Source organism: Oryzomicrobium terrae, assembly GCF_008274805.1.
Lineage (GTDB): Bacteria > Pseudomonadota > Gammaproteobacteria > Burkholderiales > Rhodocyclaceae > Oryzomicrobium > Oryzomicrobium terrae.
On record NZ_CP022579.1, the window covers coordinates 394897 to 417571 of the forward strand.

23 protein-coding genes are annotated in these 22675 nt (G+C 67.4%); 10 read left to right on the plus strand and 13 right to left on the minus strand.

All coding sequences use genetic code 11. From position 1 onward, the window contains the following. Positions 1-39 precede the first annotated feature (39 nt). From OTERR_RS01790 to OTERR_RS01815, 6 genes are all read right to left on the minus strand, one after another. On the minus strand, positions 40-1347 hold the full coding sequence (locus tag OTERR_RS01790) for a DUF3426 domain-containing protein (RefSeq protein WP_149424672.1): 1308 nt from the start codon (positions 1345-1347) through the stop codon (positions 40-42). Between the two features lie 24 nt (positions 1348-1371). After that, a complete protein-coding gene (prmA, locus tag OTERR_RS01795; RefSeq protein ID WP_149424673.1) occupies positions 1372-2280 on the minus strand; it encodes a 50S ribosomal protein L11 methyltransferase in 909 nt (302 codons plus the stop codon). Between the two features lie 3 nt (positions 2281-2283). After that, on the minus strand, positions 2284-3648 hold the full coding sequence (accC, locus tag OTERR_RS01800) for an acetyl-CoA carboxylase biotin carboxylase subunit (protein WP_149424674.1): 1365 nt from the start codon (positions 3646-3648) through the stop codon (positions 2284-2286). Positions 3649-3661: 13 nt separating this feature from the next. After that, a complete protein-coding gene (gene accB / locus OTERR_RS01805; protein WP_054620266.1) occupies positions 3662-4120 on the minus strand; it encodes an acetyl-CoA carboxylase biotin carboxyl carrier protein in 459 nt (152 codons plus the stop codon). A gap of 131 nt (positions 4121-4251) precedes the next feature. Next, positions 4252-4779, minus strand: coding sequence for a type II 3-dehydroquinate dehydratase (gene aroQ, locus OTERR_RS01810; protein WP_082396587.1), 528 nt, complete (start codon positions 4777-4779; stop codon positions 4252-4254). A gap of 354 nt (positions 4780-5133) precedes the next feature. Continuing rightward, on the minus strand, positions 5134-5763 hold the full coding sequence (locus OTERR_RS01815; RefSeq protein ID WP_246154264.1) for a hypothetical protein: 630 nt from the start codon (positions 5761-5763) through the stop codon (positions 5134-5136). A gap of 140 nt (positions 5764-5903) precedes the next feature. Between OTERR_RS01815 and mpl the strand changes: the two genes are divergently transcribed. Further along, positions 5904-7259, plus strand: coding sequence for a UDP-N-acetylmuramate:L-alanyl-gamma-D-glutamyl-meso-diaminopimelate ligase (mpl, locus tag OTERR_RS01820; RefSeq protein WP_054620265.1), 1356 nt, complete (start codon positions 5904-5906; stop codon positions 7257-7259). A 33-nt stretch (positions 7260-7292) separates the two neighbouring features. On the opposite strand, the gene OTERR_RS01825 is transcribed toward mpl, so the two are convergent. After that, positions 7293-7994, minus strand: coding sequence for a DnaJ domain-containing protein (locus OTERR_RS01825; protein ID WP_149424675.1), 702 nt, complete (start codon positions 7992-7994; stop codon positions 7293-7295). 199 nt (positions 7995-8193) lie between these two features. On the opposite strand from OTERR_RS01825, the gene OTERR_RS01830 reads away from it, so the two are divergent. After that, positions 8194-8835, plus strand: a complete 642-nt coding sequence (locus tag OTERR_RS01830; RefSeq protein ID WP_149424676.1) for a peroxiredoxin — start codon at positions 8194-8196, stop codon at positions 8833-8835. Positions 8836-8956: 121 nt separating this feature from the next. On the opposite strand, the gene OTERR_RS01835 is transcribed toward OTERR_RS01830, so the two are convergent. The 4 genes from OTERR_RS01835 to OTERR_RS01850 all read right to left on the minus strand — a co-directional run bounded on the left by OTERR_RS01835 (position 8957) and on the right by OTERR_RS01850 (position 12769). Continuing rightward, on the minus strand, positions 8957-10030 hold the full coding sequence (locus OTERR_RS01835; protein WP_149424677.1) for a COX15/CtaA family protein: 1074 nt from the start codon (positions 10028-10030) through the stop codon (positions 8957-8959). 212 nt (positions 10031-10242) lie between these two features. Then, complete coding sequence (locus OTERR_RS01840; protein ID WP_149424678.1) at positions 10243-11205, minus strand: heme o synthase; 963 nt, start codon at positions 11203-11205, stop codon at positions 10243-10245. A gap of 44 nt (positions 11206-11249) precedes the next feature. Then, positions 11250-11837, minus strand: coding sequence for a hypothetical protein (locus OTERR_RS01845; RefSeq protein ID WP_149424679.1), 588 nt, complete (start codon positions 11835-11837; stop codon positions 11250-11252). After that, positions 11834-12769, minus strand: a complete 936-nt coding sequence (locus tag OTERR_RS01850; protein WP_187775281.1) for an SURF1 family protein — start codon at positions 12767-12769, stop codon at positions 11834-11836. Before OTERR_RS01850 ends, OTERR_RS01845 begins: the two co-directional genes overlap by 4 nt. 109 nt (positions 12770-12878) lie before the next feature. On the opposite strand from OTERR_RS01850, the gene OTERR_RS01855 reads away from it, so the two are divergent. After that, a complete protein-coding gene (locus OTERR_RS01855; protein ID WP_054620259.1) occupies positions 12879-13079 on the plus strand; it encodes a twin transmembrane helix small protein in 201 nt (66 codons plus the stop codon). Positions 13080-13090: 11 nt separating this feature from the next. Here OTERR_RS01855 and OTERR_RS01860 read toward each other — a convergent pair whose 3' ends face one another. After that, entirely contained in the window at positions 13091-13714 is a 624-nt protein-coding gene (locus OTERR_RS01860) for a cytochrome c oxidase assembly protein (protein ID WP_246154266.1), read from the minus strand. A gap of 277 nt (positions 13715-13991) precedes the next feature. Between OTERR_RS01860 and OTERR_RS01865 the strand changes: the two genes are divergently transcribed. The 5 genes from OTERR_RS01865 (at position 13992) to OTERR_RS01885 (ending at position 19405) form a co-directional block, all read left to right on the plus strand. After that, positions 13992-14609, plus strand: a complete 618-nt coding sequence (locus tag OTERR_RS01865) for an SCO family protein (RefSeq protein ID WP_246154268.1) — start codon at positions 13992-13994, stop codon at positions 14607-14609. A gap of 329 nt (positions 14610-14938) precedes the next feature. After that, the gene (gene coxB / locus OTERR_RS01870; RefSeq protein ID WP_246154270.1) at positions 14939-16198 is read left to right on the plus strand and encodes a cytochrome c oxidase subunit II; all 1260 of its coding nucleotides are present in this window, start codon (positions 14939-14941) and stop codon (positions 16196-16198) included. Between the two features lie 20 nt (positions 16199-16218). Continuing rightward, positions 16219-17835, plus strand: a complete 1617-nt coding sequence (gene ctaD, locus OTERR_RS01875; protein ID WP_149424681.1) for a cytochrome c oxidase subunit I — start codon at positions 16219-16221, stop codon at positions 17833-17835. A 31-nt stretch (positions 17836-17866) separates the two neighbouring features. Continuing rightward, positions 17867-18712, plus strand: coding sequence for a cytochrome c oxidase subunit 3 (locus OTERR_RS01880; RefSeq protein WP_149424682.1), 846 nt, complete (start codon positions 17867-17869; stop codon positions 18710-18712). A 108-nt stretch (positions 18713-18820) separates the two neighbouring features. After that, a complete protein-coding gene (locus OTERR_RS01885) occupies positions 18821-19405 on the plus strand; it encodes a Yip1 family protein (protein ID WP_054620021.1) in 585 nt (194 codons plus the stop codon). Positions 19406-19529: 124 nt separating this feature from the next. On the opposite strand, the gene rpoH is transcribed toward OTERR_RS01885, so the two are convergent. Beyond that, positions 19530-20381, minus strand: coding sequence for an RNA polymerase sigma factor RpoH (gene rpoH, locus OTERR_RS01890; protein ID WP_149424683.1), 852 nt, complete (start codon positions 20379-20381; stop codon positions 19530-19532). Between the two features lie 353 nt (positions 20382-20734). On the opposite strand from rpoH, the gene OTERR_RS01895 reads away from it, so the two are divergent. After that, positions 20735-21097: a YXWGXW repeat-containing protein gene (locus OTERR_RS01895; RefSeq protein WP_054620019.1), complete on the plus strand. Its 363-nt coding sequence runs from the start codon at positions 20735-20737 to the stop codon at positions 21095-21097. A 304-nt stretch (positions 21098-21401) separates the two neighbouring features. Then, positions 21402-22595 (plus strand): ABC transporter substrate-binding protein, encoded by a 1194-nt coding sequence (locus tag OTERR_RS01900; RefSeq protein WP_149424684.1) that lies wholly within the window; start codon positions 21402-21404, stop codon positions 22593-22595. The last annotated feature ends 80 nt before the right edge of the window (positions 22596-22675 follow it).

Here is a 22675-nt window from a genome sequence, read left to right on the forward strand (position 1 = left end):
ACTATGCCCGGCGCAAATGACCGGCGGATGACGCCCCGCTCAGGGGTAGAACACCACCAGCCGGTAGCCCGCGGCTTCCAGGGGCTTGATGTCGAGCCAGACCTTGAGGGCCAGGTCGCTGCCCGGGGCAAAGGCCGGGGCGGCACCTTCGGGCAGGTAGTCGGCCGGTGCCAGGGTGCGGCGCAGCACCACGCTGTCGCCCACGTCGGTGAGGGCCAGGTCCAGGGACGGGTAGGCCTGGGCGAAGGCGGCCCGGTTGCGCAGGGTCGCTTGCAGCACCAGCAGGCCGCGGTTGGCGTCGGACTGGAGGTCCGAGGCTTCCAGGCTGACCTTTTCGGTGACGCGCGGCAGGGGCACGTTTACGCCGAGGGCGGCGAATACGCCGCGCAGGAAAGGGGCGGCGGTGCTCAGCTCTGTGCGCCAGTACAGGGCCGCCTGGCCGGCCAGGACCAGGGCCAGGATGGTGGCGGCCAGGATGAACAGCCAGGTCGGCCGGTGCGCGCCGGCACCGATGCCGCCCGTGCCGATGCCACCGGCCAAGGGGGCCTGGGCCCACTTGCTGTAGCCGGGGATTTCAGTGTGGTCCCGGGCCAGAATGGGATCATGCGGATCCAGGGTGGCGGCCGGGGTCAGCGCGGTCAGCGGGGGCGGGGCGGGCTCGTCTGCACCATCGGTGGCGGGGGACTCGTCCGATGGTGCGCTGGCCGCGGCGGTACCCGTTTCATCCTTAGCGCGATCGTCCGCTTCAGTCGCTGCGCCAACCTCCTCGCCAGTGCTTGCTTCCAGGGCAGGTGCCGTGGAGATTGGCGTGGATATTAGCTCTACAGGCAGGGGCTCTGGAGATCCTTTATCGGCGCGGGGAACCAGCACGGTCTCTGCTGCCGGGTCAGGGTCATTGCGGGGCACCAGAACGGTTTCACCGGCCGGGTCCCAGCCCGGTCCGGGGGCGAGCACGGTTTCTCCAGCGGGGTCCCAGGCCTGCTCCGGAGGCGTTGCAGCGGGGGGCTGAGGGATGGCCTCGGGCAGTGCAAATGCGGCGTCGTCCAGTTCGGCGGGCAGTCGCGTCGGCGCGTCCAGGGCCAAGTCGCCCAGGGGCAGGGGCGCTTCCGACGATTCGGGGGGCGAAAGCGGCTCCGGGGACGGGCTGGCGGGCGCGGCTTGCGCCGCCAGGGCCGGCAGGTCCGCCATGTCGATCACGATGGTTTCGGCGTTGGGGTCCGCTTCGAGGTGATCCAGGGCGTTGAAGACGTGCTGGCACTGGCCGCAGCGTACCCGGCCAGCTTTGGCGTTGAGCTGGTCCGGGGTGACGCGGAAGGTGGTCTGGCAAGCGGGGCAGCGGGTCTGCATGGCGAATTCCTGAGGCAGGCCGGGTCAGGTGTCGGCAGGGGGGCGATGGCCGGCCAGGCATACCCAGCCTTCCCGGCTGTCGGCCAGGGTCGTGGGCAGGTAGATGGAATAGAGGGCTACCATTTCCTCGGCCTGTTCGGCCAGGATACCCGACAACACCAGCCAGCCCCCCGGCTTGACGTGGCTGGCGAGGGCCGGAGCGAGCATCTTGAGCGGGTTGGAGAGGATGTTGGCGACGACCACGTCGAATTGGCCTTGTACGGCCTGGGCCGAGTCGTGGAAGTGGGAGACGTCGCTCACAGCGTTGCGCTCGGCATTGGCGATGGCGGCATCGACGGCCTGGGGGTCGATATCCACGCCGACCACTCGGGCGGCGCCCAGCTTGGCGGCGGCAATGGCCAGGATGCCCGAGCCGCAACCGTAGTCGAGCAGGGTCTCGCCGCCCTTCAGGTTGGCTTCCAGCCACTCCAGGCAGAGCCGGGTGGTGGGGTGGGAGCCGGTGCCGAAGGCCATGCCCGGGTCGAGGATGAGGTTCACCGCGGCCGGGTCCGGCGCCTCGTGCCAGGAGGGCACGATCCACAGCCGGCCGGAAATGGGAATGGGGTCGAACTGGCTCTGGGTGAGTTGCACCCAGTTTTGTTCTTCCACCGTCTCGGTGGTAAAGGCGGGCACCGTGTCGAGCCCCGCCTCACCGGCTGCCAGGTCCAGGGTGGTGGCCAGGTCGGCATCGGCGTCGAACAGGGCGACCACCGCCGAGCGCTTCCAGCCCGGCTGGGTGATCATCCCCGGTTCGCCGAATTGGGGCTCCTCGTCCGCGGTGCCGGCGTCGGCATCCTCGATCGAGGCAGTCAGCGCCCCGTGTTCCATCAATGCGTCGGCCAGCGCTTCGGCGCGGGCCGCGTCGGTAATCAGCCGCACCGAAAGCCAGGCCATACCTCAGTCCTTCTTCTTGATTTCGCCCTTGGCGGCGAGTTTTTCTTCCAAGTAGTGGATGCTGGTGCCGCCTTCGACGAAGCGGGCGTCCTGCATCAACTCCTGGTGCAGCGCGATGTTGGTCTTGATGCCGGTGACGGCCATTTCCGACAGAGCAATGCGCATGCGGCGGATGGCCTGCTCCCGGGTTTCCCCGTAAGCGATCACCTTGCCGATCATCGAGTCGTAGTGGGACGGCACCCGGTAGCCGGCGTAGACGTGGGAATCGACGCGGATGCCCGGGCCGCCGGGAGGATGCCAGCCTTCGATGACGCCCGGCGAGGGCACGAAGGTGAACGGGTCTTCGGCATTGATGCGGCACTCGATGGCGTGGCCCTTGAGCACGATGTCGCGCTGCTTGACGCGCAACTTCTCGCCGGCGGCGACGCGGATCTGCTCCTGGACGATGTCGATGCCAGTGATCAACTCGGTGACCGGGTGTTCCACCTGGACCCGGGTGTTCATCTCGATGAAGTAGAACTCGCCGTTCTCGTAGAGGAACTCGAAGGTGCCGGCGCCGCGGTAGCCGATCTTGCGGCAGGCTTCGGCGCAGCGTTCGCCCACCTTGGCGATCAACCGCGGGGGGATGCCCGGGGCCGGGGCCTCTTCGATCACCTTCTGGTGGCGGCGCTGCATCGAGCAGTCGCGTTCGCCCAGATAAACGGCGTTGCCGTGCTGGTCGGCGAGTACCTGGATTTCCACGTGGCGCGGGTTTTCCAGGAACTTCTCCATGTACACCGTCGGGTTGCCGAAGGCGGTTTGGGCCTCCTGGCGGGTCATCTGCACGGCGCTGACCAGGGCGGCCTCGGTGTGCACCACGCGCATGCCGCGGCCACCGCCGCCACCGGCGGCCTTGATGATCACCGGGTAGCCGACGGCGCGGCCGATCTTGACGATTTCCTTGGGGTCTTCGGGCAGGGCGCCGTCAGAGCCGGGCACGCAGGGCACGCCGGCCGCTTTCATGGCGTCCTTGGCCGAGACCTTGTCACCCATCAGACGGATGGTTTCGGCTTTGGGGCCGATGAAGACGAAACCGGAGGATTCGACCCGCTCGGCGAAATCGGCGTTTTCCGAGAGGAAGCCGTAGCCCGGGTGGATGGCCTGGGCGTCGGTGACTTCCGCCGCCGAAATGATGGCGGGGATGTTCAGGTAGCTCTGGGCCGAGGGGGCCGGGCCGATGCACACCGACTCGTCGGCGAGCTTGACGTACTTGGCTTCGCGGTCGGCCTCGGAGTGCACCACTACCGTCTTGATGCCCAGTTCCCGGCAGGCGCGCTGCACGCGCAGCGCGATCTCGCCCCGGTTGGCGATAAGAACCTTGTCAAACATGCTGGCCGGCTCCTTAGCCGATGACGAACAGCGGCTCGCCAAATTCCACCGGCTGGCCGTTTTCGACGAGGATGGCCTTCACGGTACCGGACACTTCGGCCTCGATCTCGTTGAGCAGCTTCATGGCTTCGATGATGCACAGGGTGTCGCCGGCCTTGACCGCCTGGCCGACCTCGACGAAGGCGCTGGCGCCAGGGGAGGGGGAACGGTAGAAGGTGCCGACCATCGGGCTCTTCAGCACGTTGCCTTCGGGCAGGGCGTCTTCTGCCGGGGCGGCGGCTGCGGCGGGGGCAGCGGCGGGGGCAGCGGCCACGGGGGCGGCCGTGGGCATCACGTAGGCCTGGGGAGCGGCAGCCGGGGCGGCCAGATGCTTGGCGATGCGGACTTTTTCTTCGCCTTCGGTCACTTCGAGCTCGGAGATGCCGGATTCTTGCACCAGGTCGATCAGTTTCTTGAGCTTACGCAGATCCATTTTTCATGCTCCCTAGAAAAAAGCGCGCAACGAGGCGCACGGGATGATTTTTGAAGGACGTTTGAACTTGCTTGGACGGCGGCACGCGCCGCCATGGAGAATCGGACCGGGCTGGGGGACGGACTGAGCGATCAGGCCGTATCGCTGGCGACGCGGGCCAGTAGGTATTCCAGGGCCAGCGAGTAGCCCTCGGCCCCCAGGCCGCAGATCACGCCCACGGCCAGGTCGGAGAAATACGAGTGCTGCCGGAAAGGCTCCCGGGCATGCACGTTCGACAGATGCACCTCGATGAAAGGGATCCCGACGCCGGCCAGGGCGTCGCGCAGGGCGACACTGGTATGGGTGTACGCCGCTGGATTGATGATGATGTATGCCACCCCTTCGGCCCGAGCCGCGTGGATGCGCTCGATCAGCGCGCCCTCGTGGTTGCTCTGGAACGACACCAGTTCCACGCCGGCAGCCTCGGCCCGGCGCGCTAGCGCCAGGTTAATGTCGGCCAGGGTGGTGGAACCGTAGATTTGCGGCTCCCGGGTGCCCAGCAGGTTAAGGTTGGGGCCGTGCAAGACCAACAGCCGCGGCGCCAGGGCTTCTGTCGAGGCCTTTGACGCGGATTCTTGGGCGTGGTTGGTTTTGCCGGAGGTGGATTTTCGGCGCTGCATGGCGGCAAGTTTGCCGGAAATCGCCGCAGTTTGTCCAGACGGGTATTACCTAGGGTGGTGTTCCACCCCCGCCTTCATGCCGTTGCGTTGGGTCAAAATCTGCGGGCAAAACAGGGCGCGATCAGGGGTTGGGGCTGTTATCCCTTGCGGGAACTGGGTTTCGAGCCGTAGGGGGCCTGGTCCCTCGGGCGTCATGGAAAGACGGCGGCATGGCGAGTGGCTGGTTGCCCCGCGGGATTAACTTTTTACTTACTCGCCTGTTCGGCGAAGATGGCTGTAATTCGCTTCAAAGTTTCTTGGCGAGCCCAGAGTGCCAGCGTCGCTGGGGCGCTCACCAAGGAACACGGTGCGCGCTCAGATGCTGGCGGCGACCAGCATCTCCACCGTCTCGCGACGGGCCCGCTCCCGTACCCGGCCGTCCCGGGAGCGGAAGGTGATGCGCTCGTCGTCCGGCGGGTAGATCACCAGGTTCACCGGGGCGCCGTGCCAATCGAGTTGCAGTACGGCCTCGACCCGGTCGCTGCGCGGCGCGACGTGTTCGAAGGGAATGTCCCGGTTGAGCAGGTAGATTTCCACGTCCTTGGCCGAATCCGGGTAGAGCAGCAGGTCGATCTCGGCGTAGCGCCCGGCGGTGCCGTCGAGCACCGAACCGGTCAGGTAGGGGCTGAAGCGCTCGAATTCGCGCATCGCCTCCACCGCCACCTGGCGCATGCCCTGCAACCGGTCCCGCTGCTCGTCGCCCTGGTAAAGCGCCTGGTGGGTGCGCAAGGCGGTTTCCACTTCGGCGTTGGTGGGCAGTCCGTCGCCGTCGGACAGGTTGAGTTGGCGTGCCGCCTTGCGCTTGGCCAGCTCGTAGTCGAGGGAACCGTCCTCGGCGATCAGCCGGGCGGCCACCGAGGCGATGGTCTGGCGCTGTACCTCGGCCTGACGGGGGCTGACCGGGTGCTGGCGGCGGGAGGGGGTAGGTGTGTTGCGGCGGGGCATGGCGGTCGGATCGGGGTACGGTGGTGGCCTCGGGTAGAATTCTGTCCAGTCTCGAACCTCGTGGGCTGCGTCTCCTGGCGTTCTCGCCGGCGCAGCCGTCGGATCATTGTATCCCGCGCCCAACCCATTCTCGTTACAACATGCACATTCACATTCTCGGTGTCTGCGGCACCTTCATGGGCGGTATTGCCCAGCTCGCCCGGGCCGCCGGCCACCGGGTCACCGGCTGTGACCTGAACGTCTATCCGCCCATGAGCGACCAGCTCAGCGCCGCCGGGATCGAATTGATCAGCGGCTACGGCGAGGAGCAATTGGCCCTGGCGCCCGACCTGTTCGTGATCGGCAACGCCATTTCCCGGGGTAACCCGCTGCTGGAGGCCATTCTCGACCAGGGGCTGCCCTACGTCTCCGGCCCCCAGTGGTTTGCCGAGCACATCTTGCAAGGCCGCTGGGTGCTGGCGGTGGCCGGCACCCACGGCAAGACCACTACCTCGTCGATGCTGGCCTGGATTCTCGAAGACTGCGGCTACGCCCCGGGTTTCCTGATCGGTGGGGTGCCGCTCAACTTCGGCGTGTCGGCCCGGTTCGGCGAGTCGCCCTTCTTCGTGGTAGAGGCCGACGAGTACGACACGGCCTTCTGCGACAAGCGCTCCAAGTTCATCCACTACCGGCCCAAGACCGCCATCCTCAACAACCTGGAGTTCGATCACGCCGACATCTTCGCCGACCTGGCGGCGATCGAAACCCAGTTTCACCACCTGGTGCGGACCATGCCGCGCATCGGCCAGATCGTCACCAACCGGGGCGAAGCCAGCCTGGAACGGGTGCTGGCCCGGGGCTGCTGGTCCGAGCAGGTGGGCTTCAACGACCCCGCTGGATTTCATGCCAAGGGCGACGATGCCAGCGGTGCTTTCGCCCTCTACGAAGGCGAGCGCCTGGTGGGCGAAACCACCTGGGAGGTGACTGGCGACCACAACCGGGCCAACGCCGTGGCCGCCCTGCTTGCCGCCCGCCACGTCGGCGTGCGTCTGGAGGATGGTCTGGCCGCCCTGTCCCGCTTCAAGAACGTCAAGCGGCGCATGGAAGTGCGCGGTGTGGCCGGTGGCGTGACGGTGGTGGACGACTTCGCCCATCATCCGACCGCCATCGCCACCACCGTGGCCGGCCTGCGCCGCAAGGTGGGGGCGGATACCCGCATCCTGGCGGTGCTTGAGCCCCGCTCCAACACCATGAAGCTGGGGGTGATGAAGGATGCCCTGCCCGGCTCCCTGGTCCAGGCCGACCGGGTGTTCTGCTACGGCGCCAACCTGGGTTGGGACGCCGCCAGCGCCCTGGCGCCCCTCGGCGACAAGGCTGTGGTGCGTGACGACTTGGCGGCCCTGGTGGCTGACGTGGTGGCGGTGGCCCGTCCCGGCGACCAGGTGCTGGTGATGAGCAACGGCGGTTTTGGCGGCATCCACGGCAAGCTGCTCGACGCCCTGGCGGCGCGGGGCTAGTGGTCGTGGGGGCGGCTACAGCCGCCCAGCCGTTCAATAGCCGCGGTAGCTCGGTCCGCGCCGGTTGTCGTATTCCATCTGGCGCAGCAGGGCCTTGTCCCGTTCCAGGCGCATTTGCGCCTCGCGCAGCTGCTCCCGCTCCTGATTGCGCCGCTGCTGCTCCTGGTAGCGGGCTTCCTGGGCCGCTTGGCTGGCCGCCCGTTCCTGGGCGCGCAGGGCGTAGTTGGCCTGGCTGCTGGCCGCTTCGAAATTACGCCGGGATTCGTATTCGGCCTGGGCCTGGCGCCGGGCCTCGGCGGCTTCCTGGGCGATCCGCGCCTTTTCCGTTTCGGCGGCGAGTTCGATTTCCCGGCGCTCCCGGGCTTGCCGCTCGGCTTCCGCCAGAGCCCGGGCTTTCTCGTACTCGAGCTTGCTGTGGTAGTGCCAGCCCCCTCCGGCGGCACCGAGCACCAGTAGGCCGACCAGCCATATCCAGAGCCGAGAAGCTGGCGACGGTGCTGCGTCGGCCTGAGCTTCGGCCGCCAGGCGCTGGTCGTAGCGCTGGCGCAACTCGGGCTGAGCCAGAGTGCGAAAGGCGTCGTTGATGGCCTTGTACAGGTTGAGAGCGTCCGGGTTGTCCTGATTGCCGGGGTGCTGCGGGTGGTATTTCTCGGCGAGGCGCTTGTGTGCTGCAGAAATTGCTTCCGGCGAGGCGCCGGGAGAGACCTCGAGGAGGTCGTAAAGGGTTTTTGCCATGATGGCCGAGGTGCTTGATTAGGTTGTTTTCGTGACGATGACATAAGCGTGGCGGCGAATCAAATTCACGCGGGTTCTCTTGCGGCAGTGCACGAAAAAAACCGTCGGCAGGGTTCTAAGCACATCAGCAAAAGGTATTTGGTTAGGCCCGGCGGGCTGTCCAGAATGAACTCACCTGTTCCTTCTTCGGAGACCCACCATGGCTTCCCTGCGCCTGGGCGACACCGCCCCCGATTTTCAGCAAGATTCTTCCCTCGGCCCGATTCGCTTTCACGAGTGGCTGGGGGACAGCTGGGGCATCTTGTTCTCCCACCCGGCCGATTTCACCCCGGTGTGCACCACCGAGCTGGGCTTTACCGCCAAGCTGGCCGATGAATTCAAGAAGCGCAACGTCAAGGTCATTGCCCTGTCGGTGGACCCGGTGGAGTCCCACAAACGCTGGATCGAGGACATCAACGAGACCCAGAAGACGGTGGTCAACTTCCCCATCATCGCCGACGCCGACCGCAAGGTGTCCGAGCTCTACGACCTGATCCACCCCAATGCCAGCACCACCGCCACGGTGCGCTCCCTGTTCGTCATCGATCCGCAGAAGAAGGTGCGTCTGACCATCACCTACCCGGCCAGCACCGGGCGCAACTTCAACGAAATCCTGCGGGTGGTGGATTCGCTCCAGCTCACCGAGTACCACAGCGTGGCCACCCCGGCGAACTGGCAGGACGGCGACGACGTGGTGATCGTGCCCTCCCTGACCGATCCCGAGGTGCTCAAGGCCAAGTTCCCCAAAGGCTGGAATGCGATCAAGCCCTACCTGCGCCTGACGCCCCAGCCCAACCGCTGATCGCCGGACACTTTCGTCCCACGGAAAAAAGCCCGCTGCGTGCGGGTTTTTGCCGTTATGAGGTGTTTTTGGCGCGATCGGCGGCAAACGTCGGTCAATCGTTGTCGGGATGCGGCGCCATTCACCCGGCTGGATGCAACTGGCGCCAGCCACCGGGCCGGGGTGCCGGTGCGTCCCGATCCCGCCGGGGCGCCCGGGCCAGGCGGTGGCAGAGCGCCAGGGCGCCGGCCAGGAGCAGGGCAGCTCCCGTGTTGTGGGCCACCGCCAGCGGCAGGGGCAAGGTTGCCAGCACGTTGGCGACCCCCAGCCCGGCCTGGAGCAGCGTCAGCCCTGTCACGGTGGCGGCCGCGCCGCGATGGCCCTGGCGCAGCAAGGCCAGGGCCAGGGCTGCGGCGGCGGCCAGCACCGCCAGGGCGCCGGCCCGGTGGGCCAGGTGGATGGCGGTCAGGGCCGCGCCGGGCAGCAGCGCGCCGTCGGCGGTGGCGCCCAGGCTGCGGTCCAGGGTGAAGGCGTGGTGCCAGTCCGCCGCTGGCCAGGTCAGCCCGCCGGTGCAGGCAGGGAAATCGCCGCAGGCCAGGGCCGCGTAGTTGCTGCTCACCCAGCCCCCCAGGGCGATCTGGCCCAGCACCAGCAGCACGAACAGGGCGGCCCCCCGGCGCAGCCCCGGGCTGGCCGCCGGCAGCCGCTCCGGCGCCGGCGTCAGGTTCGGGCGCAGCTGCAGGTTGAGGGCCAGCAGCCCGCCCCAGGTGAGCATGCCGCCCAGCAGGTGGGCGGTGACCACCAGAGGCTTGAGCAGCAGGGTCACGGTCCACATGCCGAGCAGGGCCTGGAACAGCACCAGCCCGACCAGGGCCGTGGGCAGGGCGCGGCGCAGCGGCCCGCGCTCGGTCCACACCCCGCGCCAGGCGCCCACTGCCAGGGCGGCGATGAGCAGGCCCAGGGTGCCGGCGGCGTAGCGGTGGATCATCTCCTTCCATGCCTTGGCCGCTTCCACCGGCCGGTCGGGGAACAGCCGGGCCGCCTGGGCGTGCTCGTGGGGCGCGTCCGGTACCCCCACCAGGTGGCCATAGCAGCCGGGCCAGTCGGGGCAGCCCAGGCCGGCGTCGGACAGGCGCACGTAGGCCCCCAGGGCGACCACCCCCAGGGCGAGGAGGGCGGCGAGCAGGGCGAGGCGGCGGTAGCGGGCGAAGGTCATGATGGGCTCGGGGGGGGAGGGCAAGAATGGGAACAGGGGAGCGGGCGCGGACGCCGTGGCGTTGGCCTGCACCCGGCGGGCCGTGGCGGACAATGTATTAATAAAATTCATGTGTTTTCCTGGCCTTAAATACAAGGTCCGCGCCAGTATTGGAGTTTGGCGATGTGCCCGTTGGGATGCATAAACGAAATTGATATATCGGGGCCGCCGCCTCAGACCGCGCCCGGCAGACCCAGGAAGTGGTCGGCCAGCAGAGCGGCGAACAGGCCGAACAAATAGACGATCGAAGTGCGAAACACCTTGCGTGCCAGGGCGTCGGAATAGGCCCGCCACAGCTGCCAGGTGCGCGCCAGGAACAGGGCGTCGAGGGCCAGCACCGCCGCCAGGTAGAGGCCGCCGGCCATGCCGATGGCCACCGGCAGCAGGCTCACGCCGCACAGGGCGATCACGTACACCAGGCTCTGGGTGCAGGTGTGGGCCACCCCGTGGGTCACCGGCAGCATGGGCAGGCCGGCCCGGGCGTAGTCGTCGCGCCGGTAGCAGGCCAGGGGCCAGAAGTGGGGCGGGGTCCAGGTGAAGACGATGAGGAACAGGGCCAGGGCCTCGGCCCCCACCTGGCCCGTTATCGCCGCCCAGCCGAGCAGGGGCGGCATGGCCCCGGAGGCGCCGCCGATGACGATGTTCATGGGGGTGGCCGGCTTAAGGATGACCGTGTAGATCACCGCGTAGCCGAGAAAGGTGGCCAGGGTCAGCCACATGGTCAGGTCGTTCACCCACAGGTGCAGCACGGTCAGCCCGGTGCCCCCCACCAGGGTGGCCAGGGTGAGGGTTTCGACGGCGCTGATCTCGCCGCGCACCAGGGGGCGGCCTCGGGTGCGGGCCATGCGCGCGTCGATGTGTCGCTCCACCAGACAGTTGATCGCCGCCGCAGCACCCGCCACCAGGGCGATGCCCAGGGAGGCGGCGACGAACCGGCCAAGACTCGGCAGGGTCGGTGTCGCCAGCACCATGCCGATCATGGCGGTGAACACGATCAGGCTGTTCACCCGCGGTTTGCACTCGCGCCAGAAGGCGGCGAGCTTGAGGGAGAGCGGCTGGGTGCGGGCCAGGGTGGCGACGGGCAAACCGGGGCGGGATGGCGCCGGGGCGCCGGGGGTAGGCGTGGCGGTGAGCATGGGGGTCTCCTCCTTTTTTGTCGGGGCCTGGCCGGCAGATGGCCTCAGCCCACCCAGGAATACTTGAGCAATCGTTCCAGGTCCTGGCGTAGATCGTTCCACGGCACGTCGGCCGGGTAGGCGAGGATCAGTCGCCCGGCCGGATCGGCCAGGTAGAAACGGTAAGCGGGGAGCGGCGCACCGGCGGCCGTGCCCGCGGCGCCCGGGGGAAGGGCGGCGACCGGCAGATCCGCCTGCGGCGCGGCCACTTCGCGCAGGGATACCCGGTCGGCGTACTTGCCCAGGGTGGCGCGCAATTGGGTCAGGGCGCGCCGCGCCGCCAGGCAGTCGCTAGCGCAGGGGCCGCGGCCGACCAGCAGTACCTGCCAGCGTCCGCGGGCGTCGTCCGCAGCCAGGGCGGCAGGCAAGGGCTGGGGCGGCTGGAGCAAGGCGCCGTGGGGCTGGCCGGTGGGTTGCCAGCCGAGGAAGAACAATCCCCAGCCCAGGGCCAGGGGTAGCAGGAATACCCCGGCCACCAGCCACAGGGGGCGGCGCGAGGAACGGGCCGGAGCGGGCGTGGTGGGTATGGTGGGTGTGGTGTGAGGCCGGGGCCGGGCCGGTGCCGGACGCAGGGGGATCAGGGTGGCGGTCATGGGCGGCGCCTCAGGTTGAGTCCAAGGTAGAGCGCCGCCAGGGTGGCGGCGAAAGCGAACCATTGCCAGGCGTAGGCCCGGTTGCGGGCCGCACCGTCGTCCGGGGGCAGGGGCGTGACCGGCAGGGGCGTCAGGCGGCTGTTGGCTGCCGCCGCGTCCTGGCGCGGGCCGGTGGTGGCAATCCCGGGGGGCGGGGTATCGGCGGGCAGCGAGCCAGCGGTGCTGGCCGTGGTCGGGGAACCATTGACCGTGTCCCAGGCCGGGGGCGTTGGGGGGGCGCCCACGGCCGCCGGCGACGGCGTGTCGGCGGCCAGGACGAGGAGCACCGGGGCCACGTCGGCGGCTTGGCCGGGGTGCTCCTGGTGGCGCGCGGCGGCGTAGCGCTCCGGCGTGAGGTACTGCCAAACCCCGCGCCAGTGCTCGTTCTCCAGGGAGGCTGCCTCGGGCGCCAATAGGAATGCGGCTTTCAAGGGAGGCTGCCCGGTACCCCGCGCCAGTACTGGGCCTTGGGGCACCGGTATATGGGGGACCAGGCGTCGGTCGGCGGGGGCCGGCACCCAGCCCCGGTTCACCAGGATCTGCCGGGTGCTGCCGGCCAGAGTCAGGGGGGTGATGACGTGGTAGCCGGCCTGGCCGTCCTGCACCTGGTTGTCGAGCAGCATCTGGTGGGCGGCGTCGTAGCGGCCGAGCACGCCCAGATGGCGGTAGGCGAGGGCGTCCGCGGCGGGCCAGGGGGCGCTGCCATCCAGGGACAGTTCGGGCAACTGAGCCTGCTGGGCGAGGGCGGCGCGGCGCGCCTCCTTGGTGGCGGCCCGGTCGAGCTGCCAGACACCGAGGGCAAGCAGCAGGGGCAGCAGCAGGGCGGTGGCCAGGGTGGGCAGCCAGCCGGGACGAAAGACGAGGCGCCCACGGGCGGCGAGGGGCGGCGCCAATGGTGCTGACGATGCCAACGTCACCTGGCCCGCCGGTGCAGCCGGTGCATAATCGTTGCCACAGCCGCGCCCGATGGGGGACGCGGGAGCACAACCGGGAGCTTCGCCCATGGTGTTCAAACTGGTGGTGATCGGCGTGCTGCTGGCCATTGTCGGCAGCCTCTTTTCCGGCCTGTTCTTTCTCTATCGCGACCGGGGCCAGGGTACCCGGGCGGTGCGGGCGCTGACGGTGCGCATCGGCTTGTCCATCGTGCTGTTCCTCCTCTTGCTGGGCGCCTTTCGCCTGGGCTGGCTGCCGGCGTTGCGCTGATCGGGGGGGGCTCAGGGCTGGGCCTGGGGCTTGGGGTCGGGCTGAATGAAGAAGGCGTAGGACAGGGTGACGTCGCGCACGTCCGCGTCCAGGGCCGGCTCGACGATGAAGACCACCGGCAGCTCCCGGGTTTCGCCCGGGGCCAGGGTCTGCTGCTGGAAGCAGAAGCAGTCGAGCTTGGTGAAATACTGGGCGGCGGTGCCCGGCGAAACGCTCGGGATGGCCTGGCCGACAATGGGCCGGTCGGAGCGGTTGTGCACCAGGAAACGGGCTTGATGGACTTCACCCGGATGCAGGTCGAGGCGCCCGGTCAGGGGGCGCACCTCCCAGGGCAGGCCGGGCATGGCGGTGCCGACGAATTCGAGGGAAACGGTGCGCTGCAGATCGACCCGGGAGGCGGGCACGGCGGCGGCCCCGGTGACCACGGAGCGCCCCGGCACGTTGATGGTCTTGCCGTTGATGCCGGTGAGACGGCACAGGGTGTCGTAGAGGGGGACCAGGGCAAAGCCGAAGGCAAAGGCGGCCACCACCAGCCACAGCAGGCGCTTCACCACCCGGCGGTTGGCCTGGGCGGTGGCCGCTCCGGCGTAGGGCACCGGCAGGGGGTTGGTCGGCGGTACAAGCGGAGGCATCATCCCGAACTCCCGGGCAGGAAACCGATGAGGCAGACGAGGCAGGGCGATCGGCAGCCGCTTGGCAGTGTTCGGCCGCGAATCGCTTCGGGGGGTTTGAAGCCGGCAAGGGGCGTTAAGTTTCGTCGCGGCGCCTATGCAACGCGAATTTTTTTGCCGCGATCCGTGCTGCGCTGCAAGGCGATGCTGCCCGGTGGCTGCCGGGATGAGGCGGTGAAACGGCGGCGATCCCCCTATCCATCACTTTCGAGGAAGAGACCAGGCGATGCTGCAACGAACAATGACAGGGATGATCCGCTGGCGCCCCTGGGCCGGGGCGGCGCTGCTGTCCGCGCTGCTGCTTGCCGGGTGCGGCGACGGCGCCCCGCCCCCCCCTCCCTTCCACGCCACCGACATCACCGGCGCCACGGTGGGGCCCGACTTCCCCCGTCCCCTCACCGACAGTCACGGTCAGCCGCGCCGCCTGGCCGACTACCGGGGCAAGGTGGTGGTGCTGTTTTTCGGCTATACCCACTGCCCCGACATCTGCCCCACCGCCCTGAGCCGCTTCGCGGCGGTGATGCAGGCGCTGGGCGACGAGGCGAAGCGGGTCCAGGTGGTGTTCGTCAGCATCGACCCGGCCCGGGATACCCCGGAACAGCTGGCGAGCTACGTGCCCTGGTTCCATCCTGACTTCGTCGGCCTGACCGGCAGCACCGCCGACGTGTCCGCCGCCGCCCAGGCCTTCCGCGTCTATGCGGCGCGCCGCGAAGTGGACGGCAGCATGGGCTACGTGATGGACCATTCCGCCGGCGCCTACGTGCTCGATGGCGCCGGCCGCCCACGCCTGTACGTACGCGACGACGCTAGCGTCGAGGACATCGCCGCCGACCTGCACCGGCTCCTGGCTCGCGGCTAGCCTTCCGTCCCGATCCAGGGCTAATCCACCGCTGATCCGCGGTGACCGCTGCCGCCGCGGCGCCACCTCCGCATCTGCCCGAACCCCCGGTATCCACGGGCCTCGCCGGGCATCGACCCTGTGCCCTGGTCATGCCGTTGGGAACTGTTTGGCTGCAACGTACTCCCATGCCATGAGTTTCGTCGGCTGCGCGGCCTCGGCTGGATGGGCGCCTTCCGGCACGACGAAGCGCCCGCCATGGACCGTCCGCCCGGCCCGTGGCCTCGCCGGGAGTGCGGAGGGCTGACGTTGCGGCCCGTGCCGTTCCTCCCGCCGTTGAGGAGGGGTCGATGAAGAAAAAAGATGGATGGAGACAGGCGATGGATGCGGGGTCGTGCCAGGCATGGCACCGTCTTCGCGTTATCTGCGCCGCTGCGCTTTCTTCCTGCCGGGGCGGGCTTGCGGCCCTGGCCATCGGGTTATTGCCGGGCGGTGCCCGGGCCGAGTTCGGGATCAACCTGCAACCGCCGGCGACGATCATCGCCCGGCAGATCGACGATCTGCACACCACCATCCTGTGGATCTGTGCCGTCATCCTGGTGGTGGTCTTCCTGCCCCTGGTCTATGCCCTGATCCGCTTCCGCCGCTCCCGGGGCGCCCAGGCCAGCACGTTCCACGACAACACGCCCCTGGAGATCGTCTGGACGATCATTCCGGTGGTGATCCTGGTGGCCATGGCCTGGCCGGCTACCGAGACAGTGCTGGCGATGAAGGACACCAGCGCGGCGGACATGACCGTCAAGGTCACCGGCCACCAGTGGAAGTGGGAGTACGAGTACCTGGCACGGGACGGCACCCCGGAAGGCAGCGAACCGGTGCGCTTCTTCAGCAATCTGGCCACGCCCCGGGAACAGATCGGCAACCAGGCGGACAAGGGCGAGCACTACTTGCTCGAAGTGGACAATCCCCTGGTAGTGCCCACGGGCAAGAAGATCCGGGTGGTGCTGACCGCCGCCGACGTGATCCATTCCTGGTGGGTGCCGGCCTTCGGCGTCAAGCAGGACGCCATTCCCGGCTTCATCCGCGACACCTGGTTCAAGGTGGACGAGCCCGGCACCTACCGGGGCCAGTGCGCCGAGCTGTGCGGGGTGAACCATGGCTACATGCCGGTGGTGGTGAAGGCGGTGCCGCCCGCCGAGTTCGATGCCTGGATGGCCGAGCAGAAAGCCCAGCGGGCCATTGCCAAGGCCGCGGCGGCCAAGACCTACACCCTGGCCCAGCTGAAGGATCAGGGCGAGAAACTCTACGCCACCAACTGTGCCGCCTGCCACCAGCCCAACGGCAAGGGGCTGCCCGGCGCTTTCCCGGCCCTGGACGGTTCCAAGGTGGCGACCGGGCCGGTGGACGGGCACCTGGACGTGGTGTTGCACGGCCGTCCCGGCACCGCCATGCAGGCCTTCGGCAAGCAGCTGTCCGATCTGGAAATCGCCGCGATACTGACCTACGAACGCAACGCCTGGGGCAACCGGGCTGGCGACGTGGTGCAACCCGCCATGGTGGCGGCCCGGCGCAATGCCGGTGCCGTGGCTTCCGCCCCGGCAAGCAATTGAGCAGACGACGAGGAGGCTCCATGGACGCCCATTCCGCCAATCCCGCAATTCCAGGCGTTCCCGGCCATCCGCCCCGGGACTACGCCGAGGAGCACCACGGCGCCCCGGGTGGGCTGCGCCGCTGGCTGACGTCCACCAACCACAAGGACATCGGCACCCTCTACCTGTGGTTCTCCTTCGCCATGTTCCTGTTCGCCGGGGCCCTGGCCATGCTGATCCGGGCCGAACTGGCGCGACCGGGCATCCAGCTGGTGGACCCGGCGGTATTCAATCAACTGACCGCCATGCACGGGCTGATCATGATCTTCGGCGCGATCATGCCGGCCTTCGTCGGCTTCGCGAACTGGATGGTGCCGCTACAGATCGGCGCGCCGGACATGGCCTTTCCGCGCATGAACAACTGGAGTTTCTGGCTGCTGCCGGCGGCGGGGACCCTGCTCATCTCGTCCTTCTTCGTTCCCGGCGGGGCGGCCGCGGCGGGGTGGACCATGTACCCGCCCCTCTACATGCAGGGCGGCATCGCCTACGACATGACCATCCTGGCGATTCACATCCTGGGCCTGTCGTCGATCATGGGGGCGATCAACATCATCGTCACCATCCTCAACATGCGGGCCACCGGCATGACCCTGATGAAGATGCCCTTGTTCGTGTGGACCTGGCTGATCACCGCCTACCTGCTGGTGGCGGTGATGCCGGTGCTGGCCTGCGCCATCACCATGATGCTCACCGACCGGCACTTCGGCACCCACTTCTTCTCGGCGGCCGGCGGCGGCGATCCGGTGCTGTTCCAGCACGTCTTCTGGTTCTTCGGCCATCCCGAGGTGTACATCATGATCCTGCCGGCTTTCGGCATCGTCTCGACCATCCTGCCCACTTTCGCGCGCAAGCCCCTGTTTGGCTACACCTCGATGGTCTACGCGGTGGCCTCGATTGCCTTCCTGTCGTTCCTGGTGTGGGCCCACCACATGTTCACCACCGGCATGCCGGCCGCCGGCCAGCTGTTCTTCATGTACACCACCATGCTGATCGCCGTGCCCACCGGGGTGAAGGTGTTCAACTGGGTGGCCACCCTATGGCGCGGCTCCCTGACCTTCGAGACGCCGATGCTGTTCGCCATCGCCTTCGTCTGCCTGTTCACCATCGGCGGCTTCTCCGGGCTGGTGCTGGCCCTGGTGCCGGTGGACATCCAGTTGCAGGACACCTACTACGTGGTGGCCCACTTCCACTATGTGCTGTTCTCCGGGGCAGCCATGAGCATCATGGCGGGGGTCTATTACTGGCTGCCGAAATGGACCGGCCACATGTACAACGAGGCCCTGGGCAAGACCCACTTCTGGCTCACCGCCATTGCCTTCAACGTCACCTTCTTCCCCATGCATTTCCTCGGCCTGGCCGGTATGCCGCGGCGCATTCCCGACTATGCCCTGCAATTCGCCGAGTTCAACCTGATCGCCAGCCTGGGGGCCTTCGTCCTCGGGGCGGCCCAGCTGCTCTTCCTCTATAACGTGATCAGCTGCATCCGCGGCGGCAAGCCCGCCGGGGCCAAACCCTGGGAAGGGGCGGACACCCTGGAGTGGACCCTGTCTTCACCGCCGCCCTACCACTCCTTCACCACCCCACCCACGGTCCGTTAGCCGCTGCTCCTGCCGTTCCCGGAGGCCCGCCATGTCTCAGAACGCTGCTCATACCGCTCCCGGCGGCTATTACACGCCGCCGCCGTCCTGGTGGCCCCTGGTCGGCTCGGTGGCCCTGCTGACCTTGGCGTCGGGCTTCATCCTGCTGCTCGCCAAAGTCGGCATCGGCCCCTGGGTGATGGCGCTGGGCGCCGCCATCCTGGTGTTCATGCTGTTCGGCTGGTTCGGCAACGTGATCCGCGAGAGCCTGGCCGGGCGTTACAACGGCCAGGTGGACCGCTCGTTCCGCTGGGGCATGGTGTGGTTCATCTTCTCCGAAGTGATGTTCTTTGCCGGCTTCTTCGGCGCGCTCTTCTACGTGCGTGAGTTCGCCATTCCCTGGTTGTCCCACACCCCCTTGCTGTGGCCCGGTTACGACGGGGCCTGGCCCACCCAGGGGCCCGGGCTGAAGGAGGCGTTCACCCCCATGGCGGCCTGGGGGCTGCCGGCGATCAACACCTTGATCCTGCTCACGTCCGGGGCCACCGTCACCTGGGCCCACTGGGGGCTGAAGCAGGGGCGGCGCGGCCAGCTCACCTTGGGGCTGCTGCTCACCGTGCTGCTTGGCGCCTTGTTCCTCACCTTCCAGGCCTACGAGTACCACGAGGCCTCGTTCTCGCTGAAGACCGGCATCTACGGCGCCACCTTCTTCATGCTCACCGGCTTCCACGGCCTGCACGTCACCCTGGGGGCGGTGATGCTGACGGTGATCCTGCTGCGCGTGCTGGCCGGCCACTTCACCCCGGACCATCACTTCGCCTTCGAGGCGGTGTCCTGGTATTGGCACTTCGTGGACGTGGTCTGGCTGCTGCTCTTCGTCTTCGTCTATTGGCTGTAGAACGGTCCCGGCTAGTGCTGGTCGAAGTTCTTGTAGTGCTTGGCGGTTATTGCAAAGGGGCTCAGGGAGAAGCTAGCAGTACGCGTTACGCCTGAAAGGAGGCACGTCATGAGTCCGATGATGTTCCCGAAAATGTTGTCGTCCCATGCAGAGGGTTGGGACTGGTTGATGAAGGTCCACCCCTCCGTCACCAAAATGTTCTGGATGTATGTGGTGCCCATGTCCCTGGTGCCCCCGGCAATGTTGCTCTACGCCTGGTCGGCCTACCACGAGACGGTCAACCTGCCGACCATCAGCCGGGAGATGTTGATGGGCATCGTCACCCTGTTCTACGTCACCGAACTGGTGGCGGTCCCGGTGATGGCGCGCATCATCCAGCAACTGGGCGATGTTATCGATGCCCGGCCGCCCTACCAGGATGCCTTTACCCTCGCGGCGGTAGCGCCCACGCCCCTGTGGATCGCGCCGGTGGCCTTCTTCGTGCCCAGCGTGCTGTTCGCCGTGGTGGTGGCCTTGGTGGCCCTGGTGGCGGTGAGCGCGTTGATCTACCAAGGGGTGAACCGGGTCTTCCACATGGGCGACGACGACGGCCATGCCCTGCTGCTGTGGGGCTCGGTGTTGGCCGCCGGCCTGTGCGCCTGGGTGGTGATGATGCTGCTCACCTTTGTCGCCCTGGGCTGGGCGGTGAGTTGATGCGTAGGGCGATCCTGGCGTGACGCCAGGGCGTTCAACCACAAGTTTTCGCCATCACCATGCATCAACGACAACGGCCGGCATGCGTGGGCATGCCGGCCGTTGTTTTGGGGTGCCAGGGCGCTTAGGCGGCGAGCACGCCACGCAAAGATTTCAAGGCCTTGGCCTCGATCTGGCGGATGCGCTCGGCGGAAACGCTGAACTCGGCGGCCAGGTCGTGCAGGGTGGCGCCGCCGTCCTCGGCCAGCCAGCGTGCCTCGATGATGCGGCGGCTGCGCGGGTCCAGAGTGGACAAGGCGGTATGCAGGCCTTCGCTGTGCAGCCGTTCCTCTTCCCGGGCTTCCAACACCCGGGTCGGTTCCAGGCGGCTGTCGGCCAGGGTGGCGATCGGCGCCAGACGGCCTTCCTCGTCGTCCGGGTTGCCTTCCAGGGCCAGGTCGTGGCCGGTCAGGCGGGTTTCCATCTCCACCACTTCCTCGGGCTTTACGCCCAGGGTGGCCGCCACCTCGTTGGCCTGCTCCGGAGTCAGGGTCTCGCTGCCCGGCTTCATGCTGCGCAGGTTGAAGAACAGCTTGCGCTGGGCCTTGGTGGTCGCCACCTTGACCAGCCGCCAGTTCTTCACGATGTATTCGTGGATCTCGGCCTTGATCCAGTGGATGGCAAAGGACACCAGGCGCACGCCCCGTTCCGGGTCGAAACGCTTCACCGCCTTCATCAGGCCGATGTTGCCCTCCTGAATCAGGTCGGCGTGGGGCAGGCCATAGCCCAGGTAGCCCCGGGCGATGGCGATCACCACCCGCAGGTGCGACAGCACCAGATCACGGGCGGCATCAAGGTCGTTGTCGTCGCGGAAACGACGGGCCAAGGCCTTCTCTTCCTCGTCGGAAAGAAGCGGAAAGCGCTGGGCGGTTTGGATGTAGGCGTCCAAATTGCCCATCGCCACCGGTAATTGCATCAGCGAAACGGTTTGGGTCATGGAGGTCCTCCAAAAGGGTTCAAGACAATTTTAGCACTCGTAGCATTGGAGTGCTAAAAGGGGCGGGGAGTTCTGGGAACAGGCGCTCTCCCCGGCAAAGCAAGCCGAGAACCGGGCCAGGGCTGGGGCATCTAATTTAGGAGTAGAGCACCTTTACCGGGTCGACTCTGTATCGAATTGCCCGCGTCCGCTTTGCCGACATGGCTGCGCCTTGTTGGTGGCGGCAGATTTTCCAGTCGGCAGCAAGTTGCAACAGTCGGTAAATCCAGGGGCGGCGGGTCGGCGCGGCGGTGGTTTCGGGCGTTAAATGGACATGCATCACCCCTGCCACTGCTTCCCAGCAAGGAATTGCCATGCGTACCAAACTACTGCTCGTTGCTCTCACTGCCGCCGCGGCCCTGTCGGGCTGTGTGGTCGCTCCGGCCGGCCGCCCCTATTACGGCGGGCCGGTCTATTCAGAACCGGTGATGGTGGCGCCGCCGCCGCCCCGGGTCGAATACGTGGGACCGCCCCCGGTCGTGGGCCAGGTCTGGATCGGCGGTTTCTGGAACTGGACTGGCCAGCGGCACGACTGGGTACCCGGCCACTGGGAGAACCCGCGCCCTGGCTATACCTGGACGCCCCATCGCTGGGAACGGGCCGGTGACGGCTGGCGCCATGCCGGCGGCCACTGGGAGGAAGACCGGGGCCGAGGCGAGCGCCGCGACTGGCGCTGATACATCCACTGTGATGGTGTAGCGCCGTTGCCCGCAAAGGGCCGGCAGCGTGAAGCATTCACGCTGCCGGCCCTTTTCATTTGTTTTGCCCTGCTCTGCCCCGCTTGCGCTGGCCTTGTGCGCTGTCCAGGAAGCGGCCGCTGGCTGTGCCATTCCGTCGTCGGCAGGCCTGTCGAGTCGGTTCGGTGCAGGTTGCAAATTCCCTTAATCGAAACGTGTTGCATATCAAAGAAGCGGTGCTAATATATCAGCCAGCTACACTGAAATATCAGAGTGGCATCCCTAAAAAACAGAGGAGACAAACATGGTTGCTGGTATCAAGGCCCGTCACGGCAGGCTGTTGGGTGCATTGGCCGTTTCCCTGCTGTTCGCCACCGCCGCCCAGGCGGCCGATCCGGACAAGTTCAAGATCGGCGGGGTGGTGTCCCTGTCCGGCACCTACGGCATCTTCGGCGAGGACATGCGCAAGGGCGTCGAGATCGCCATCGAGCAGCGCGGCGGCAAGGTCCTCGGCAAGCCCATCCAGGTGATCTGGGAAGACGACGAGACCAAGCCCCAACCGGCGGTGCAGAAGACCACCCGGCTGATCTCCGAAGGGGTGCAGATGATCTTCGGCGCGGTCAGTTCGGCCTCCAGCATCGCCATCATGAACATCGCCAAGCAGCGCAAGATTCCCCACCTGGTGACCATGTCCGCCGACGACAAGATCACCGTGCCCAACGGCTCTCGCTACACCTTCCGCACCTCCAACACCCTGGGCATGGAACAGCGCATGGCCCTCAGTTTCACCAAGGAGCAGAAGCTCAAGCGCGTCTATGGCGTCACCGCTGACTACCAGGCCACCCGCGACAGCTGGGAGTGGTACCGCCGTGAGGCGGAGAAGGCCGGGGTCGAGATCGTCGGCGCCGACTTTGCCCCCCTGGGCAACCGGGACTACTCCTCGATTGTGGACAAGATCGCCCGTTCCAACGCCGACGGCGTGGCCCTGTTCATGACCGGCTCCGACGCCGTGACCATGGTCAAGCAAGCCGGCCAGGTGGATCTGGGCAAGACGCGCAAGATATTCGGCCCAGTGATCGCCGACGAAACCATGGCGGCGGGGGTGGGCCCCGCCTCCATCGGCGTCTATTCCGGGGTGCGCTACCACTTCAGCGTCGATAACCCGGCCAACCGCAAGTTCGTCGAAGCCTTCCGTAAGAAATACAACGAACTGCCCTCCAGCGCCGCCGGCGAAGCCTACGACGGCATGGCCTGGTGGCTCGACGTCGTCGAGCAGACCGGCTCCTGGGACAAGGAGAAATGGGTCGCGGCCTTCGAGAACAGCGTCCGCGACAACTCGGTGGAAGGGCGCAAGGCCATGCGCGCCTGCGACCACCAGGCCATGCAGGACGGCCTGTGGGGCGTGGTCGAGAAGGGCGTCGCCCCGGCGCCGGCCTACACCATGAAGATCGCCAAGGTGTTCCCGCCCAACGCCGTCTTCGACGCCTGTCAGCCCTGAGCACGCCTGCTGCTCGCCCCCGGGCGGCGCGTCCGGCCTAGCGCCTGACCGTCGCCCCGAGGGGCCGGGTTTCCCGCCGG

Coding starts and splice junctions, on each gene's coding strand:
- OTERR_RS01855 (WP_054620259.1), top strand. CDS start 12,879: ATGGTGTTCAAACTGGTGGTGATCGGCGTGCTGCTGGCCATTGTCGGC.
- accC (WP_149424674.1), bottom strand. CDS start 3,648: ATGTTTGACAAGGTTCTTATCGCCAACCGGGGCGAGATCGCGCTGCGC.
- coxB (WP_246154270.1), top strand. CDS start 14,939: ATGAAGAAAAAAGATGGATGGAGACAGGCGATGGATGCGGGGTCGTGC.
- OTERR_RS01790 (WP_149424672.1), bottom strand. CDS start 1,347: ATGCAGACCCGCTGCCCCGCTTGCCAGACCACCTTCCGCGTCACCCCG.
- OTERR_RS01900 (WP_149424684.1), top strand. CDS start 21,402: ATGGTTGCTGGTATCAAGGCCCGTCACGGCAGGCTGTTGGGTGCATTG.
- OTERR_RS01885 (WP_054620021.1), top strand. CDS start 18,821: ATGAGTCCGATGATGTTCCCGAAAATGTTGTCGTCCCATGCAGAGGGT.
- OTERR_RS01830 (WP_149424676.1), top strand. CDS start 8,194: ATGGCTTCCCTGCGCCTGGGCGACACCGCCCCCGATTTTCAGCAAGAT.
- mpl (WP_054620265.1), top strand. CDS start 5,904: ATGCACATTCACATTCTCGGTGTCTGCGGCACCTTCATGGGCGGTATT.
- OTERR_RS01865 (WP_246154268.1), top strand. CDS start 13,992: ATGACAGGGATGATCCGCTGGCGCCCCTGGGCCGGGGCGGCGCTGCTG.
- OTERR_RS01895 (WP_054620019.1), top strand. CDS start 20,735: ATGCGTACCAAACTACTGCTCGTTGCTCTCACTGCCGCCGCGGCCCTG.
- ctaD (WP_149424681.1), top strand. CDS start 16,219: ATGGACGCCCATTCCGCCAATCCCGCAATTCCAGGCGTTCCCGGCCAT.
- OTERR_RS01835 (WP_149424677.1), bottom strand. CDS start 10,030: ATGACCTTCGCCCGCTACCGCCGCCTCGCCCTGCTCGCCGCCCTCCTC.
- aroQ (WP_082396587.1), bottom strand. CDS start 4,779: ATGCAGCGCCGAAAATCCACCTCCGGCAAAACCAACCACGCCCAAGAA.
- OTERR_RS01845 (WP_149424679.1), bottom strand. CDS start 11,837: ATGACCGCCACCCTGATCCCCCTGCGTCCGGCACCGGCCCGGCCCCGG.
- accB (WP_054620266.1), bottom strand. CDS start 4,120: ATGGATCTGCGTAAGCTCAAGAAACTGATCGACCTGGTGCAAGAATCC.
- OTERR_RS01815 (WP_246154264.1), bottom strand. CDS start 5,763: ATGCCCCGCCGCAACACACCTACCCCCTCCCGCCGCCAGCACCCGGTC.
- OTERR_RS01825 (WP_149424675.1), bottom strand. CDS start 7,994: ATGGCAAAAACCCTTTACGACCTCCTCGAGGTCTCTCCCGGCGCCTCG.
- OTERR_RS01880 (WP_149424682.1), top strand. CDS start 17,867: ATGTCTCAGAACGCTGCTCATACCGCTCCCGGCGGCTATTACACGCCG.
- rpoH (WP_149424683.1), bottom strand. CDS start 20,381: ATGACCCAAACCGTTTCGCTGATGCAATTACCGGTGGCGATGGGCAAT.
- OTERR_RS01860 (WP_246154266.1), bottom strand. CDS start 13,714: ATGATGCCTCCGCTTGTACCGCCGACCAACCCCCTGCCGGTGCCCTAC.
- OTERR_RS01840 (WP_149424678.1), bottom strand. CDS start 11,205: ATGCTCACCGCCACGCCTACCCCCGGCGCCCCGGCGCCATCCCGCCCC.
- prmA (WP_149424673.1), bottom strand. CDS start 2,280: ATGGCCTGGCTTTCGGTGCGGCTGATTACCGACGCGGCCCGCGCCGAA.